This window comes from bacterium, assembly GCA_040755795.1.
GTDB lineage: Bacteria > UBA9089 > CG2-30-40-21 > CG2-30-40-21 > SBAY01 > JBFLXS01.
Genome location: JBFLXS010000044.1, coordinates 1 through 17,629, shown reverse-complemented (window position 1 = coordinate 17,629; position 17,629 = coordinate 1). Strand labels below are relative to the sequence as shown.

14 protein-coding genes, 1 tRNA gene and 2 pseudogenes are annotated in these 17,629 nt (G+C 36.6%); all 17 read right to left on the bottom strand.

What is annotated here, in order from left to right; translation table 11 throughout:
- Positions 1 to 140: 140 nt before the first annotated feature.
- The 17 genes and pseudogenes from AB1414_05015 to AB1414_04935 all read right to left on the bottom strand — a co-directional run bounded on the left by AB1414_05015 (position 141) and on the right by AB1414_04935 (position 17,441).
- Positions 141 to 1,088 carry a ribose-phosphate pyrophosphokinase gene (locus AB1414_05015; GenBank protein MEW6606804.1) on the bottom strand — a complete coding sequence of 316 codons (948 nt, stop codon included), beginning with the start codon at positions 1,086 to 1,088 and terminating at the stop codon, positions 141 to 143.
- Positions 1,089 to 1,329: 241 nt separating this feature from the next.
- Positions 1,330 to 1,596 (bottom strand): annotated as a pseudogene (locus tag AB1414_05010) (DUF559 domain-containing protein).
- Between the two features lie 144 nt (positions 1,597 to 1,740).
- Positions 1,741 to 3,954: a peptidoglycan DD-metalloendopeptidase family protein gene (locus AB1414_05005; GenBank protein MEW6606803.1), complete on the bottom strand. Its 2,214-nt coding sequence runs from the start codon at positions 3,952 to 3,954 to the stop codon at positions 1,741 to 1,743.
- Complete coding sequence (locus tag AB1414_05000) at positions 3,951 to 5,099, bottom strand: hypothetical protein (protein MEW6606802.1); 1,149 nt, start codon at positions 5,097 to 5,099, stop codon at positions 3,951 to 3,953. Before AB1414_05000 ends, AB1414_05005 begins: the two co-directional genes overlap by 4 nt.
- Position 5,100: 1 nt before the next feature.
- A complete protein-coding gene (locus AB1414_04995) occupies positions 5,101 to 7,383 on the bottom strand; it encodes a right-handed parallel beta-helix repeat-containing protein (protein MEW6606801.1) in 2,283 nt (760 codons plus the stop codon).
- 596 nt (positions 7,384 to 7,979) lie between these two features.
- Entirely contained in the window at positions 7,980 to 8,732 is a 753-nt protein-coding gene (locus AB1414_04990) for a sugar phosphate nucleotidyltransferase (protein MEW6606800.1), read from the bottom strand.
- 34 nt (positions 8,733 to 8,766) lie between these two features.
- Positions 8,767 to 8,904 (bottom strand): annotated as a pseudogene (locus tag AB1414_04985) (GxxExxY protein).
- A 54-nt stretch (positions 8,905 to 8,958) separates the two neighbouring features.
- Positions 8,959 to 9,031: transfer RNA gene (locus AB1414_04980), tRNA-Gln, on the bottom strand.
- An 80-nt stretch (positions 9,032 to 9,111) separates the two neighbouring features.
- Positions 9,112 to 9,363: a septation regulator SpoVG gene (gene spoVG, locus AB1414_04975; GenBank protein ID MEW6606799.1), complete on the bottom strand. Its 252-nt coding sequence runs from the start codon at positions 9,361 to 9,363 to the stop codon at positions 9,112 to 9,114.
- Between the two features lie 85 nt (positions 9,364 to 9,448).
- Positions 9,449 to 9,862, bottom strand: a complete 414-nt coding sequence (locus AB1414_04970; GenBank protein ID MEW6606798.1) for a type II toxin-antitoxin system VapC family toxin — start codon at positions 9,860 to 9,862, stop codon at positions 9,449 to 9,451.
- The gene (locus AB1414_04965) at positions 9,859 to 10,110 is read right to left on the bottom strand and encodes a hypothetical protein (GenBank protein ID MEW6606797.1); all 252 of its coding nucleotides are present in this window, start codon (positions 10,108 to 10,110) and stop codon (positions 9,859 to 9,861) included. Before AB1414_04965 ends, AB1414_04970 begins: the two co-directional genes overlap by 4 nt.
- Before the next feature lie 260 nt (positions 10,111 to 10,370).
- Positions 10,371 to 11,213: a 4-(cytidine 5'-diphospho)-2-C-methyl-D-erythritol kinase gene (gene ispE, locus AB1414_04960; GenBank protein ID MEW6606796.1), complete on the bottom strand. Its 843-nt coding sequence runs from the start codon at positions 11,211 to 11,213 to the stop codon at positions 10,371 to 10,373.
- A gap of 1 nt (position 11,214) precedes the next feature.
- A complete protein-coding gene (locus AB1414_04955) occupies positions 11,215 to 12,534 on the bottom strand; it encodes an FtsW/RodA/SpoVE family cell cycle protein (protein MEW6606795.1) in 1,320 nt (439 codons plus the stop codon).
- A gap of 337 nt (positions 12,535 to 12,871) precedes the next feature.
- Positions 12,872 to 14,668, bottom strand: coding sequence for a penicillin-binding protein 2 (mrdA, locus tag AB1414_04950; protein MEW6606794.1), 1,797 nt, complete (start codon positions 14,666 to 14,668; stop codon positions 12,872 to 12,874).
- On the bottom strand, positions 14,668 to 15,141 hold the full coding sequence (gene mreD, locus AB1414_04945) for a rod shape-determining protein MreD (protein ID MEW6606793.1): 474 nt from the start codon (positions 15,139 to 15,141) through the stop codon (positions 14,668 to 14,670). Before mreD ends, mrdA begins: the two co-directional genes overlap by 1 nt.
- Positions 15,142 to 16,044, bottom strand: coding sequence for a rod shape-determining protein MreC (gene mreC / locus AB1414_04940; protein ID MEW6606792.1), 903 nt, complete (start codon positions 16,042 to 16,044; stop codon positions 15,142 to 15,144).
- A 317-nt stretch (positions 16,045 to 16,361) separates the two neighbouring features.
- The gene (locus AB1414_04935) at positions 16,362 to 17,441 is read right to left on the bottom strand and encodes a rod shape-determining protein (GenBank protein MEW6606791.1); all 1,080 of its coding nucleotides are present in this window, start codon (positions 17,439 to 17,441) and stop codon (positions 16,362 to 16,364) included.
- Positions 17,442 to 17,629: the final 188 nt, after the last annotated feature.

Below are 17,629 nucleotides of genomic sequence, written 5' to 3'. Positions count from 1 at the left end.
GCAAACTTAACAAAGCAATAGGTTGTTCACCACCTTATTTTCCTTCCTTTGCGTCCTTTGCGAAATCTTCCTTTGCGCTCTTTGCGGTTAAATCTTTATACCTTTAAAAAACTTGAACATCAAGTAAATAGTTACCAACATTAAATAAATAAAGAGCTAACTGAGGATTCTTGATGAGTTCTTTTTATTGCCTCACCTAAGAGTTTCGCCACAGAGAGCACTGTAATTTTATTAGTTTTTTCTGCTTTTTCTCTTAGTGGGATAGTATTGGTTACCACCACCTCTTTAATCGGTGAATTATTAATTCGTTCAATTGCTGGACCAGATAATACTGGATGAGTAGCACAGGCATATATATCTAATGCCCCCTTTTGTTTCAAGGCATTAGTTGCCTCGGTTAATGTGCCAGCGGTATCAATTATATCATCGAGGATAATTAAATTTTTATCCTCAACCTCACCAATAACATTCATTACCTCAGCCTTATTTTTGGTTTGTCGTCGTTTATCAATAATAGCAATAGAGGCATTGAGTTTACTGGCAAGTGCTCGTGCTCGCTCGACACCACCAGGGTCCGGAGAAACTAAAACTAAATCTTTTATTTCCTTTTTCTTGAAATATTCGACGATGACTGGTGTGGCAAATAGATTATCAACCGGTATGTCAAAAAAACCCTGTATCTGTCCAACATGAAGGTCGACGGTCAAAACCCTATCTGTGCCCGCCACAACAATGAGATTTGCAACTAACTTAGAACTAATTGGCACCCGTGGTTGAACCTTTCTATCCTGACGAGCATAACCATAGTAAGGTATGACCGCAGTAATCCGTTTCGCCGATGACCGACTAAAGGCATCAATCATTATTAAAAGTTCCATTATGTTTTGATTTCCTGGTGGAGAGGTAGGCTGAATAACAAAAACATCCTTTCCTCGAACATTTTCATTGATATGAACACAGGTCTCTCCATCGGCAAATGAACTTACTTCTATATCTCCAACTGGTATTTGCAAATAATCACATATTTCTCTGGTTAATTCTGGATTAGCATTCCCAGAAAATACTTGTATATCGTTAAGTTGTGACATTTAGTTGCCTCCTTTAAAGTAGGTAACGCTCTGGGATAAAATTGAGCGTTGATTTTATTAGTCTTCACACACCTCGAATTTTCCCTTCACCCACAGTGTTCCCCTATTGAGAGGGATTAGGGATGTGTATTTCCACTTTTTACTTCCCTTTTTATCCGATAGGCTCTTCCTTCCCTCACAGGACTGAATGGTTACCTATTTTTTTTACGATGCTTTTTTTGCAAAATTCCCACCTGTGCGGTTAGGATCTCCCCCGCTGGCGGGGGTTAGGAGGTGAATTCCTGTCTATAACCATCTCAATAGTCTGGGTAACTTCATCAATCCTATTTAATACATCCTCATCAGAAAACCTTAATACCTTAAACCCTGCTTTAATCAAATCCTTCTCCTTATCTTTTATCACTGTTTTTTCACAATGATGAGTCAATCCATCTACTTCGATTATAAGTTTTAATCCCTTACACATAAAATCAGCTATATAATTTAGGACAGGTCTTTGCCTGCGAAACTGGTATCCTTTGCCACCCCCTTAATCCCCCGCCAGCGGGGGACATATCACACTTCTACCTTTATATCCTTATCCCATCATTCCTGCTAATTTCTAACCGCACAGGTCGAAAAATTCACGACGAAAAATATCCTTCAATTAACCCTACTTTATTATCCCTATCTTCCCTACCTTCTTTCCACCTTTGCCTCCTGTGACTGTATAGAGATAGATGTCTGAAGCAATGTCTTTACTTACAACATCCCATCTTTGAGGATATTCTTTTACCTCTACTTCATCTATCAATTCACCTACAATGTTATAAATTCTAATCACAGAGTCTTCACTTATATTGCCAAAGTAAATATATCTTTCATCTTTATTTTTCCTCCATGGATTAGGATAGGCAAAGGCATTATTATTATTTTCTGCAAAGGATATCACACCAAGAGGAGCAATGAGGCTAAGATGGGTAAGTGTGCCAGAGACAATATTGTTTGGAGTATCGACCCAGGAACCAGAGACTTGTTCCCAAATCTTTGTTTGTTCGTTAAATGTGTAAAGTTTCAAAGTAGATTCCTTTATCTTGCCCAGATTTGCCTCAAGGTATGGAACTGCAACAAAAAGGGTAACACTCCCTTTTACCTCATTTTCAGATACTCCTGTTAGATTAACATCAATACAAAGACCAATATCTCCAGACGGCTTATGGGTTGTTGTAAATGTTGAATAATTACTTGCATCCTTAATGCTGACAAAGAAAGCCTCAGTCAGGCTTTCAGTTTCAAGCAAGGTAATTGTTCCTAAATGGCTGGTGATGGTTTGCGTTTGACCTGGAGTTAGATAAACCGTAATGGTGGCTATCCCTGTTATTATCCCGGATGTGACTGTAATTGTATCTACCCCTCCATCTGGCGATGTTGCTATAGCGGCAAGGCCTTCCCAGCTTCCGTTGGTTAATGTTATGGTAGCGGGTGATATGGAATTGGTGGTATTGGTTATGGTTGCCTGTGCTGTTGTTGTGGCTATATTTCCCTGTTCATCCCTTGCTGTAACATTTAATTCAAATAGACAATAGGTAGTTGTTGTTTTAGGAGCTATAATCTCAAGATAAGAAATGGGTGGTGGTGGTAGAACTTGCAATTTACCTTCACCAGATGAAGGTAAATTATAGAATCCATCTCCTTGAAATTCCATATCTATGGTATATGTTCCAGGAGAGGTAATCGTTGGATATTCCCTGGCTACCCCATCTACCTGTGTGGTTGATGTATAGACCTCATTGTTTATTTTGAATAAAATCTGTTGGTATGGAATGATATTTCCCTCCTCTGTTCTAAGTTTTGCTTTAATCTCGGGTATTTGTCCTTGATAAACCATCGTATCTCCCATATAATCAATCCTTGTTTGATGAGGAACAATAGAGACAATGGCATTTGTTGGTGTTATCTCAGGCACACTTGGGAAATAGACCGTAGCATAGTTGGTAATGGCTGTGCCGGCTGGTGCATTATCTTTTACCTTTATGCTATATTTTATCCTTCCTCCATATTTTGATAACACCTCACCACCGTTATCAATAAAGATGGTTAACAGTCGGGTATCTGGGGAGTATCTATACTCAAAATTAGCTTGAGTGGAAATAGTATTTTGCCAGTCAACCCTTTCAAAACTTACGATCTGAAGTGTAGAGTCATCAAAGTCTTCATCTAATTTATCGGTGATATAAACGCCGTAGGCAATTCCTTCACCTTCGTTTTCAAATTCAATAGTGTATTCCAATGTCTCACCCGCAGATACCATACCTTGCTTTCCATACATTGCATTTGGGTCGCGGGCGGTAATAATCTCACTTTCTTCTCCTTCATCACCTTCTCTATCATTTTCTGCATTTTCCTCTTTGTGGGTCTCAGTTGTCCAATCTTGAGGATTTTGCCATACCCCATTTACGCTAATCCCAAAGTGAAGATGTGGGCCAGTAGAAAGCCCTGTATTTCCACTTCTTCCAATTAGGTCTCCCCTTCTGACCTGTTGACCAGACCTAACATTTATTTCGTTTAAATGTCCATATATAGTCTCTACCCCATCGCCGTGGTTAATATAAATTCTTTGTCCATACCCTTCATTATGATTGTATTCATTTTGCCAGCCTCTCCGTCCGACTGTTCCATCATAAGCCGCATAAACAGGGCTACCTATTGGTACTGCATAATCAGTTCCCTGATGGGTTCCTCCCCAGCGTGGACCAAAGGGGGAAGAAGTTCTTGCCCCACGGGTAGTTGGGAAATTTATATTACATGGTCTTACCTGGGCAATTAATTCGCTAATGAAAATAATCAAAAGAAAGACTGAAAATAAACCTATAATTTTTCCTTTCATTTAGTAGCCCCCAAAGTATAATAATTCAAGGAATTCCCTTCTTTCTCTGCAATGTATTTTTTACCTCTGTTCAGGTATGTTTTTTCATATTTAAAAAAGTCAGTTGGGTTTAGAGTTTTCTTAATAATCTTGCCTGTTTTCAAATCATATATCCTCATCTCTCCTTCCTTCAGTTTTCCTTCTTCAAACCGCTCGTCCATCCAAGTTACTAAATATCCCTTTGACTCATCTATAAAATAATACGGATCTATTTCTTTAGCATTTTTTTCCCATAGAATCCTCTTTTGATTCAAATCAGCACAAGAGATTTTTATATATCCACTCCATACTTCTTGGACATCATAAGGAGGAATATAATGCACTGTGGCATACGAACCATTTTTTGAAATCCGAACAAAAAAATTATTTGGAGGCAGTTTCCATAATATTTTTCCATTTCTATCGTATAATGTATCAGCAATAATTATCCGATTAGCATCATTTGCCATCCAATATGTTGTACGATATTTTCCAGGTGAAATTTCCCAAATCTTTTTTCCCTCTTTATTCAGGAAATAAAAATTATCAAATGGATTATGTTCTTCATCTGCCTCAGGAATGAGGAATATATAATTTCCATCAGATGAGATTTGGCACTGGTCTATTCTCCCTTTAAATGACCACAGCAATTTTCCTTTTGAATTAAAAAATCGGGCTTCTTTATATTTCCACTCTTGCCATTTTTTTATTTCATATTTATATTTACCAGAAGAGCCTATATAATACCCTATCTCCCTATCTTCTGTTATAAGCTCTTTTACAGAGCAAGCTATATAATCTCCATTTTCACTCATTACAACATTATCTAACTCCTCCATCTTTTTTGCCTCATATTCCCACAATACTTTTCCTTTGTTGTCAAGGTAATAAAGTTTGCTGCCAAACCATTCCATCCTTTTATCATCATAATAATTTTTATCCTTATCTTCTTTATATTCTTTAATTTCAGGTTTTACTGTCAAGGCTATTTTTGAAGAATCTTTACTTAGAGCAAGGGCGTTTATCTCTGTTTTAAATTCCCTCTTCCAAAGATGTTTTGGTTGGTCGGTCTTAGCAAAACCAGTCTCACAAAAGATTAAACTCAACAATAATATTAATTTAAACATGTTATTCCTCCTCTCCATCAAAGTCATGACCTCCCTCCGGGTCATAAGTTGGATAAAAATCGTCTGCCTCAGCTTTTGGCCAGATGTAGACCTCTGGGCTTTCGCTTAATCCTTCTGGCAATCCCCACTTAACCTTTACCTGGAAATTTAAAGTTGTTACGGACATTGCGGGAATTTCCGAAAAATCCCACCTTATCCTTGGAACCTGGATTACATTGCTTGTCTGCCAATGCTCAATATCCTCCCAATGGGCAATGGTAAAGTATGTATGGTTATCTGAGGCTGAAATATAATCGGTAAATGTTGGCGGTGAGGCGATTATTGATATATCTTTGGCAGAAACCAATCCGCTATTCCTTAAGTTAATCATATATGTAATTATCTGGCCTGGGCTTACCCTACCAGGTCCCCAGATTTCAACATCTACATCTGATTTAGCAGGCAAACCATAATCTACCTGGATTATTGAAACTAATAAACCTTCTGACTCATTTATACTACCTAATATCAAACCATATAATGGTTGTTTAAAAATACCTTCAAGCCTCCTATCTTGAACATAGGTATATCCCTCACCAAAACCATACGCTGAGCTATAAGAGATTATGGCAAATCCTTCATCATTATAAGGATTATTGGGATCATCTATTTTTACCATTGTTGCTACCAAAGAAATTGTGCCTAAGTCAGCATCTATTTGGCGATAATGCATTTTAGTCGCAGGATATTCTTCTTCCTCCATTGAGGTTATATTCCCTCCAAAACCTGCCTCTTGACTAATGATACTCTGATTTTCTATTTCAAGACAAGTCACTGTGCCATAATATGTCTGCGAGCCCAAAACCGCCTCTATTATTCCAAATCCTCCTTCCAGAACACCATTTAGGTGTATTTTGCCCTCTTTTTGATAAAGCGAACCGTTTATTAAATATGAACTCTCCCCAAGTATAAGTTTGCTTTTAAAAAAGCCATTATTAGCAAAGCGACCTGTTTTAATCATTATCTCTTCAAAATCTTCAAAACTGATATCCTCGGTTGTATTTTCCAGCATCAGTATTTTCTTATTTATCGTTTCAGCAAAAGTAGTCTGCGTTGAGTAAGACAAAGTCCCCAAAGATGAAATTATTCCTTCCTGTTGCATACTTTGATATTCATAGGCGCCTATATCTATAATACCGTTAACAAAACGAGGATTTCCATCTTTGTCCGTTGTAATAGTACCTATGGCTGTGTTTGAACCTGCATCTATACAGGGAGATAGGGGTTGAAGGTGAAAATTACCATTACTGATGAATTGAGGATTGTAGGAGATGTCGTTTGGTCCTGCAGAGCATCCAGAATAACTATTGTTGCCACTTTGACCATTACCCCAAACACAATTGTAATTGATTTGAGGAGATGAATTATCCGATAAAATTCCAAAATATTCATCGCTCGTTCTTCCATTTTCAGTAATGATATTGTTGGTGATGACTGGAGATGAGAATCTACAAGAAATGCCATAAAAAGTATTCCTTGATATAGTGTTATTGATAATTTGTGGGGAAGAGGAGGAGCAGAAGATACCATTCCAATTATTCTTTGATATTATGTTATTGACGATATGTGGGGAGGAAGAGGAATAACATGAAATGCCAACTTCTCCATTCTCTGATATTGTATTATTGGTGATGGTTGGAGAGGATTCATTGTCGCAGTAAATGCCAACCCAATTATTACCTGATATTGTATTATTTGTGATAATTGGGGAGGAGTTGTAACAGAAGAGGCTAACATCTCCATTCTCTGATATTGTATTGTTAATGATGATTGGGGAAGAGTAGTAGCAGGAGATGCCACATACAGTGTGCCCTGAGATGGTGTTATTTATGATGGTTGGGTTTGCACCATTCAGGCAATATATTCCGTTGCCAGTGTTATAAAACCCGCCTCTACTTGCCCGAGTTAGTGGAAAATCTGTTATTGTCATCTCCCCGGTTACTGTAAAACCCGTAATGGTCCCATTTGCATTTTCTCCATCAAAGGTAACGGTATTTGTATTGCCTAAACTTATGGCTGTAATTGTGCAAACATTTGCACCCGCTCCAATTATACTAATCCTTTTATTGATATAAATTGCCTCATTGTAGGTTCCAGAACCAACATAGATGGTATCACCATTTACTGCGGCATCTATGGCAGATTGGATGGTAGTATAAGTTCCTGATGGCACATACAAATCCCCTGCCTTTGTCTCATACCCCCAAATCAGTCCCAAAACCACCAAAGATAAAATTTTCTTCATTTCTTTACCTCATTTGTTAAGTAGGGTAGTGTCAAAAGTTTCAGTTTGATTTTTTTTCTAACTACCTGTATTTTTGAGTAATTGTGTCCAATCATCTTTTTTCCCTACATTAGTCATTGGTCATTAGTCAGTTATCTACTGATATAGCAGTAGGTCGTAAGTAATATATTCTTCGACCTACCGGCCTATGCCATGAAAGACACACCCCTAACCCCTCTCAAGAGCTGACATTACCCCAAAAAAAATGGGGAAAATGAAAAGTTAATGAGTATTTAAGGCATTAAAATATGAAACAAAGATAAATAATAGTTGTGGTTTTATCTTGCGTGAAAAAACCACATAAAATCACAAGTTAGAAATTACGGCTACCCAAATTTTGAAATTTTCGGGTAATGTCAGCTCTCAAGAGGGAAAACCCCTATTCATAGAGACTCATCACCACTATAGGAGTAGGATAAAAGAGGAAAAGCAGTAGGATGAATATTCGACCTCTCCCTATTGCTTAAAAAGAGAAAAACCTTTTCTTTAAAACTCATCATCTACCCTTCATATTTTGAACGCTTTCGGATAAACTTAACCCTCACTATTAATTATAATTACTGACTGCCTTTTACATAAGCAGTGACTATCTTTTCAGCCTCCTTCAGGTCATCCTGTGTATTTATCCCTATTACCTCGATTGGGTCAGGTATTTGAAGGGTTATTATTTTTTCTCCCTGTTTTTTTAGAATTCCAACAACATCAGTTAGATAATATTCGCCTTGTTTATTATCCGTCGTTATCTTTTTTAGGGCAGAAAATAAATCCTTACTTTTAAAACAATAAGTTCCTGTATTAATTAAGTTAATTGCCTTTTCCTGCTCTGTGGCATCTTTTTCCTCAATAATTTCACATACATTCCCAGAGGCATCTGTTATTATTCTGCCATATCCAGTTGGGTCATCTATGGTTGTTGTAAGGATTGTTACTGTTGCATTAGATTGTTGATGAGTTTGAATTAACCTTTCAAGAGTGCTACTTTTTAGTAAAGGAGTATCTCCGCAAAGGACTAATATATTCCCTTCAAAATCAGACAATATCTTTTCTGTTTGAGCAACAGCATGTCCTGTCCCGAGTAACTCTTCTTGAACAACTATCTCTACCTTTTTATTTTTAACTAATTGGGCTATTTTTTCTTTTTGATGTCCAACAACAATAATAATTCTTGCTGATAAAAAAAAGGAAAGAGTGTCTAGGACATATTCTATCATTGGCTTATGGCACAGTTTATGAAGCACCTTCGCCAAATCAGATTTCATCCTCTTTCCTAATCCTGCGGCTAAAATAATTATAGTAATTCGGTTTTCCATAAATTCTTTCTTTCGAGTAACTATTCAGCAGTAACTATTCACCACGAAGAGCACGAAGGGCAGGGAGATTGGACAAGACAAATCTTTTTATGCCTTCTTTCAATCTTTCCACATTGAAATTTATCAATACACCAACTTTGATATTTGCTAACTTTATTAGATAATTCATCAAATTTCACTTCGTGCTCTCCGTGCCCTTCGTGGTGAATAGTTACGCATTTTTAGGCTGGGGTGGAAGGACTCGAACCTCCGAATGCGGGAGCCAAAGTCCCGTGCCTTACCAACTTGGCGACACCCCAATTAACAGAAAGTCAAGGTCGCGGTTAAGAAAGAGAGCAAAAAAACTTCTCTTTCTGCTTCTGCTTAGCCTATCTCTTTATTATGCATGCTGGTATGCTTCTAATACCTTATCTTGCAGTGTTTGTCTAAATTCAACGCTAATGGGATGGGCAATATCTTTTAATGCCCCATCTTTTGTCAGTCTATTAGGCATAGCGATAAACATTTCTTCTTGTCCCTGAATGACTTTAATGTTATGCACCACAAATACATCGTCAAATGTTACTGATACCCACGCCTTTAATTTCGAGTCATTCTCTATTCGTTTAACCCGAATGTTAGTAATTTCCATTGATTCACCTCTTTAAGAGTAGTTAGAGGGCCTTTGGAGCCTTCGAGGTCTGACCCCACCATTTTTCCCCTAACAAATCTTTTTCTTAACGAATCCATATAAAAGGAATATTACCCTCTTCTTCGATCCTATCAAATTCGTGATGGTCAGTGGTAACAATGGACGCTTTTTCAGTTTTTGCCAATGCTAACACAAAGGAGTCAGCAAAGGAAATACTCTTTTCAACCTTAAACTTACCAGCCAGCTTAAGAAGTGGGATACTTACCTCACTAATAATCTCCAAAGGCAACTCTAATATTTCTTCAATCATTGTTTCTGCCTTCTTATCACCAAAGACCCTCAAGTGGTCGTAATAGACCTCACATAGATTATTGCTATGGATTATTATTCTATCCTCTCCCTGACCTGCTTTTTCCAACATTTCTCTAACTATATTAGCACCGTCTTCATTACCCAAAAAAGCAATGAGAGCACAGGCATCAAAGACATATACATTCACTCGAACTTTCTCCTTTCAATCTCTTTTTCTTCTCTTTTTCTTGCCGCAAAGACCTCACTGTTGAATTCAGGATGTTTATATTTCCCCTGCACAGACCTGATAAATGCTGATTTATCCTTCACTCCTCTGTTCTGATTTCTTTCTTTTTCTATTATTGTTATCAGAAATTCCATATCAGGTCTTAAGTCGCATGGTTCAATAGGCATTATCTGTCTATTTTCATAAATACCACGGATTGTTTTAAACATTCTTTTTTACCTCCTCTTCTGGTATAACTATACCCGTATGATAATATTGCACAGAGATTATTTATTTCACCAATATAATTCATAATAGCCTTTGTTATCTCAGGAGGGATTTTAACATGAAACTGGCATCTGGAATAGCCTATTATACCTAACGGGTATATCTGGCTGCAACATAAAAGAGATTAAAATCTCTACTCTCTCTGTGTGTTTGTGCGGTGAACAGTTACAGTTATTTTTCTTTACTGACGACTGTTTACTATTTATTGCATATTTTTTGTCACAAAGATTATCTCATCCCCCCCTTTTAATTTATCATAGATGTTAACTGCCTCTAACTCTGTTTTAACAATTCCAAAAATACTTGACCCACTACCTGACATAAGAGCCCCCAGAGCACCGAGATTAATGAGTTTTTCTTTTAATTTTTTAATCACCGGATATTGCAGGAGCACAATTTCTTCTAATGTATTGTAAAGCAAATTTGAAATTTGTTCTATATTACCTTCTTTAACGACATCTAATATTATTTTACTCTTTATTGGCTTATTTGTCAACATAAAATTTACATTTTCATATACTTTAGCCGTAGAAATTTTTATTTTAGGCCAGATTATAATCACCCAGAATTGTGGTAAAGGAGGTAAAGGAGTAAGGATTGTTCCAATTCCTGTTGCATAAGATAATCCCTGGTTAATGATAAAGAAAGGGACATCTGCCCCCAATTTAGAAGCGAGGAGAATCATCTCAGTTTGACTCAATCCCAATGACCACAATTTATTCAAGCCAATTAATACGGTTCCTGCATCAGAACTGCCTCCACCTAAACCTGCTCCAATCGGGATATTTTTTTCAATCTTTATTTTTACCCCTTTTTTGACCTTTAGTTCTTGTTTTAAAAGATTAGCCGCTTTATAGGCTAAATTTTCTACACCAGCAACCTCTGGACATTCTAATTCAATTCCGCCATCCTTATTTTCTAAAATGATAGTATCGTATAATTCGACTTTTTGCAAGATAGTTTCTAACTCATGGTAACCATCCTGTCTTTTACCGATGACCTTTAAAAATAAATTTATCTTTGCGGGGGCTAATAATTTTATCATTTTATAACATATATCTTCTTAATCTAATATTTAAAAGTATGCCTAAAGAAACCATAGTGACACAAAGTGAAGAGCCACCATAACTTACCAGAGGTAAGGTTAGACCGGTTACCGGCATTATACTCAGAGATATACCAACATTCATAAAGACCTGGACAGCAATCATAGTAATTATCCCCGAGGCTAATAAACAACCAAAATTATCCCTTGAAGAAAAGGCGATATAAATACCGCGGTAGATAATAATTAAAAAGAGCAATAAAGTAATAATTACCCCGATAAATCCTAATTCTTCCCCGATAACTGAGAAGATGAAATCAGATTGACGCTCAGGTAAAAAACCCAGTTGACTTTGTGTGCCTTGAAAAATTCCTTTACCCAATAGTCTACCGGAGCCTATGGCGATTTTAGATTGAATAATATTATACCCGGCACTTAAAGGGTCAATCCCCGGGTCAATAAATACCACAAGTCGTTTTCTTTGATAATCCTTTAAAAACCCATTGGCAACTAACGAAACAAGAAGGCTAATAGTGATAATTCCTAATATTAACCCAAATTTATTAAAGGAAATACCCTTTCTAAATAATTTTGTAATATAATATATGGCTACTGTAAGTCCAGATAGACAAAGTAAAGAGATTAAAGTATGTTTAAATGAACTAATAGACAGATATAGAAAATGGATAACAGGTATTTTATGAACTATCTGAAGTTGTTCCCAGCTTAAAAATAAGGAAAAAACCATAATTAAAATAGTTATCGAGGTCAATGAAACTAAATAGACTGGTTTAGCCCCTGTGATATAAAGCATAACTAATACTACTGGTAGAAAAACTAATGTAGTTCCCATATCAGGCTGCATCAGAATAAGAAACATCGGTAAGGCAACTAATCCCATTGGATAGATAAATTCTTCAATCGAGGTTAATCCTTCTCGTTTAGTTGAAAGATATTCAGCCAGGATAATAATTGTGGCTAATTTAGCGAATTCTGCAGGTTGAAATGAAAAAGGACCTATCACTACCCAACTTCTTGCACAACGAATCAAAGGACCTCCCACCAATACAAATATTAATAAAACTATCGCCAGAATATACAATATTCGTGAGTATTTACCTAATAGTTGATAATCAAATGAAACGGTAGCGATTAACCCCAAAAGTCCTATTCCAAACCACATCGTTTGTTTAAGCCATAAGACATTAGAGCCTGATGATTGAGTAGCACTGTAAATCATAAGTATCCCCAGACAGGCAACTAAAATCACAGAGCTAAAGATAATGTAATCAAACCCTCTTTTTAGACTAAAATTAAGCATAGGTTCTCCTGAAAATAGGAAGTAGAGAGTAGAAAGTAGAGAGTAGAGAGTAGAGAGAAAATCTTTCCTCCACCCTGTTTTTCCCCTATTTTCATTCTCCTGTTGTGAACCCACGGTTCATGAGCGTTCTCCTGAAAATAGTTAATTAGAGATTAGAGAATTAGTGAATTAGAACCTGCACTCTTGCTAATCTCTAATCTCCAATTTCTAATCTCTAATCTCTATGCCCGATTTTCATCCTCCTTTGTGTCCATTCCCTGTGGGCATGTCCGTTTCTCCTTTTTAAAGAAGGTTGAGCCACGGAAGGAGATGTAATTTTTCTCTGCCGATTTCTTTCTTAACCCTTAACCTCTCCACTTTCTTTAAATATCGACCAATCCATTTGTTCTAAAATTCTTCTTGCGACTGGAACTGCTTCTATACCGCCTTTACCTCCATGTTCGACAAGAACGGCGATAACTACTTTCGGGTCATCCACCGGGGCAAAGCAAACAAAGAGGGCATGGTCTTCCCCGGTAGGATTTTGCACCGTTCCTGTTTTACCACCTATTCTTAAATAAGGTAAATAAGCCTTTTGACCTGTTCCTTTAGCCACGACATCCTCTAATCCTTTGAATACTACTTTTTGAGTCTGATTTGATAAAGGAATAATCCTTTTTACCCAGGGATTAAATATCTTTATATTTCCAGAAGAATCTACCATTTGTTTAGCTATTCGTGGTGTAATGATCTTGCCACCATTTACAATTGCACTTAAAGCACAGGCCAATTGTAGTGGTGTGCTTAAAATATATCCCTGACCGATACTCAAATTAACTGTTTCTCCCCAATACCATGATTCTTTAAATTTTTCTTCTTTCCATCTTCGAGTAGGAACTAATCCACTTGCTTCAGCAGGTAAATCAATGCCTGTTTTCTCTCCTAATCCTACTTGCTGGGCAAATTTTGAGATTTTATTTATCCCCAATTTAATCCCAACTTGATAGAAAAAGATATTACAGGAATGAGCAAGTGCATCCATAACATCTACAGAGCCATGTTTTTCTTTTTGGAAACAAATAAACCTTTTATTCCCTAACCAGTATATTCCCCCACAAGAATATCTTGTGTCCTCGTTTATAATTTCATCTTCTAATGCCGCGGTCGCCACGATAATTTTAAATACGGACCCGGGGGAATATTGTGCTTGAATTGCCCGATTAAGTAATGGATATTGTTTATCAGAAAATATCTGTTTAGCCTGAGTAGAAGTCATATGCCCTAAGAACATATTTGGGTCAAAACCTGGTTTGCTAACTATAGATAATATTTCACCATTATTAGGATTCATCACGACTACTGCCCCGGATTTCTCACCAAGAGCCTCATTGGTTATTTCTTGTAACCGCTTATCAATGGTCAAAATTAGATTATTACCAGGGATTGGTTCCATATTACCTAAAACCTGTAATTGTCTTCCGCGAACATCAACTTCAATTTGTTTCCCACCATTTTTGCCTCTTAAAGAAAGGTCATAATATCCTTCAATCCCTGATTTCCCAATTAAATCACCATATTTATATCCATCATTGTATTTACGGATAAGTTCTTCTTTACTAATTTCACCAATATATCCTAAGAGATGACTACAAATGGGACCATAGGTATAATATCGTTTTTGATTAACTTGAATTATAATACCTGGTAATTCGGTTGTTCGTTCAGCGATTTTAGTCAGGATTTCACGGTCTACATCAGCAACGATTACTGTGGGTTCAAAAGGCTTATTTTTTTTCGCCTGAATCTTCTCCAGCACCTCTTTTAGATTAATTTCTACTATCTCTTTTAACTTGATTAGTGTTTGTTCTATTTCATTTTTGTTCAAGCCAAGTTGAATGATGGCAATGTCAAATGAAGGTATATCCTGGGCTAATATCTTCCCATTGCAGTCATAAATCATTCCTCTTGAAGCAGTAATTGGTATTAACCGAATACGGTTATTTTCCGAGACCTTTTGATAATAATTTCCTTTTATTATCTGTAAATAGATTGCTTTAACAATTAATATGGCAAAAGCGATGATAATAATTGTAGTTAATCGAACAAGTCTTTGCCGTAATCTTTCTAATTCAGACTCAGTCGGTTCAATATGCATTATCCTTCTCCTGATTTTATTTTGTGGATTATCGGGTAAATAAGAATCCCCAGAATGGTATTATAAATGGCAATAAAAAAAACTCTATTCAGTGAGGAAATTCCAGGGGAAATAATGAATATAGATTGAATGGCAAAGATTAATAAATTCTGGATGAGTGTAAATATAAAAATAGATAAAGAAATAGAAATCAAATTTTCTTTATGGATTTTTTTTATACTACTTACTGATAATCCAATAATCAGTTTTGTAAAGGTATTAATTCCCTGATTAATACCTGAAAGACTATCCTGTAATATCCCGGCGATAAATCCTATTATTCCTGTCTCAAATGATGAGTGTTTAAAGGCAAAAAAGATTATTATAATCAGGAGTAAATCTGGTTTTATTTCACAAATAGTTAAGACATCTGCGTAGACTGTTTGTCCAACTAAACATAGAATAATTATTCCAATCCACATTACCCAATACACTTAACCATTTCCTTTACCATTGGTTGGTTTATTTGTTAAATAATTCTTCTCCTCTATCTTTTTTAAACTGGGTTTAGATATTTCTTTACTTACAATTACCAATACTTCTTCCAATTTAGAGAATTTAATCGCCGGCAGAATATCCACTTCACGAAACAAACCACGGTCTTTTAATCCAACATAGACTACATATCCTACAAATAATCCTTTTGGAAAAACCCCACCATCTCCTGAAGTAACCACAATATCATTTTTAACCACATCCGCATCATAAGGTAAGAATTTTAATTTACAAAATCTATAGTTATCCCCTTCGATAATTCCTTTTTCATTAGAGCGGAGGATTTGTGTGCCAATCATACTATTCTGGTCATTGAGGAGTAAAACTGAAGCCGAATGATTTTCTACTCCAATGACTCTTCCCACTAATCCTTCTTTTCCATCTTGATAAGTAACTACTGGCGCAAGTTTATAAATCCCATCCTTTTTCCCTTTATCAATAATGACCGTGTTGGTCCAATTACTTGGGTCGTAACTAATGACCCTTGCCGCTATAGTTTCATAAGGAAGCCTGCATTTATAGTCTAATAGTTTTTTTAATCTTTTATTTTCATTTAATGCAGATTGCCATTCTTTGCGTTCTGAGGCAAAATATCTCTCTTTTTCTCTAAGTCTTTGATTTTCATTTCGTATTGATTGAAGTTCTTTAATCGTAGAGAAAAAGTCTTTTGTAGAAAATTTTATTTCTGCCCCCAGAAGTTGAAAAGGAAGCAGGATATTCATAATTCCTCGTTTTAAATATCCTGTGGATAAGGATGTATGACTAGCCATTAAAATAATAGAAATAGATAGTAAAACAATAATAACATTTGTTTTTGCATGTTTCCATAAGAAACCAGCCATTTTTAGTATCCTCTTCTTTGAAAATTGGTAACCGTTCACCGCAGAGACACAGAGACGCAGAGAAAAAAATTAAAAACTATTTACCAGATGCTTCATTCCATTCCTGATTTTCATCAGGACAAGCTCTGATTTTCATCAGAGCAAGCTTTTAAGGACCGAGATATCATGATTGCTTAACAAATTTGGTTGTGATGTCCTATGTATTTTACCATGATTGCACCAATAATCTTTTCTGTTATCTAATTTATTTCCATATCTTCTCTGTTCCTCTGCGTCTCTGCGGTGAATTAATCTAATCACACAGGTGGAAATTTTTTTCAGGAACCTTCTTCTTCTGTTCCTGTTCTAAAAGTAGTGCTCCACCTCATCCCTCCTTTTTTACGAGCCATATGTAAATTTTTCAACTCATCTAAATATCTACCTGTTCCAATAACAACACATCTCAGTGGGTCATCCGCTAAGATAACTGGTAATCTTGTTTCTTGAGAAAGTAACCTATCTAACTCGCGTAACAAGGCACCGCCACCAGATAAAACTATACCTCGGTCAACAATATCTGATGCCAATTCTGGCGGTGTTTCCTCTAATGCTGTTTTAACTACTTCGACAATAAAACTGATAGGTTCTTTTAATGCCTCTCGGACTTCTTCTGATGTAATTCTAAGTGTTCTTGGTAGGCCAGTCATTGTATCTCGGCCTTTTATTTCCATTGATTGTTCTTCTGGTAATGGATATGCGGAGCCAATTTTAATCTTCAGTTCTTCAGCGGTGCGTTCGCCAATCAGGAGTGAATGGGTTTTTTTCGTATATTGAACCAGTGCTTCATCCATTTCATTGCCAGCAATCCGAATGGATTTACTCACAACCATCCCACCTAAGGAAATAACCGCTACCTCGGTTGTGCCGCCACCTATATCAACAATCATATTTCCTGCTGGTTCATAAACTTGAATATTAGAGCCGATAGCGGCGGCCATAGGTTCTTCAATGAGATAAACCTCTCTTGCTCCTGCCTGTTCTGCGGCTTCACGCACTGCCCTTCTTTCTACCTCAGTTATTCCAGATGGAACACCAATTACAATTCTCGGTCTAACCAATGCCCGTCGATTATGGACTTTGGTAATAAAATGACGAATCATTCGCTCCGTAATCTCAAAATCAGCAATTACACCATCTTTCAATGGTCTGATGGCAATAATATCTCCTGGTGTCCGTCCTAACATCCGTTTAGCTTCTTCTCCCACGGATAAAACGGCTCTTGATTCTCGCTCTATAGCTACGACTGACGGTTCACAAAGAACAATACCTTCACCCCTAACATGCACCAGAGTATTGGCTGTCCCTAAATCTATCCCAATATCATTAGAAAATAAACCAAAGAAAGAATTAAGTAACATCAATTTACCCCCTTTTTTGAGTTTAAAGAGTTTAGAGAGTTTAGAGAGTTTAGAGAGTTAACTGGAGTTTCGTTAATTTAAGGAGCCATTGAGTCTATCTGAATCCTTATCAATCTGTTTATTTTGCTCAAAGATGGCAAAATTAGGCTCAAAAGCCTGATGATTTTTTTGCAACTTATCCTTTGAAG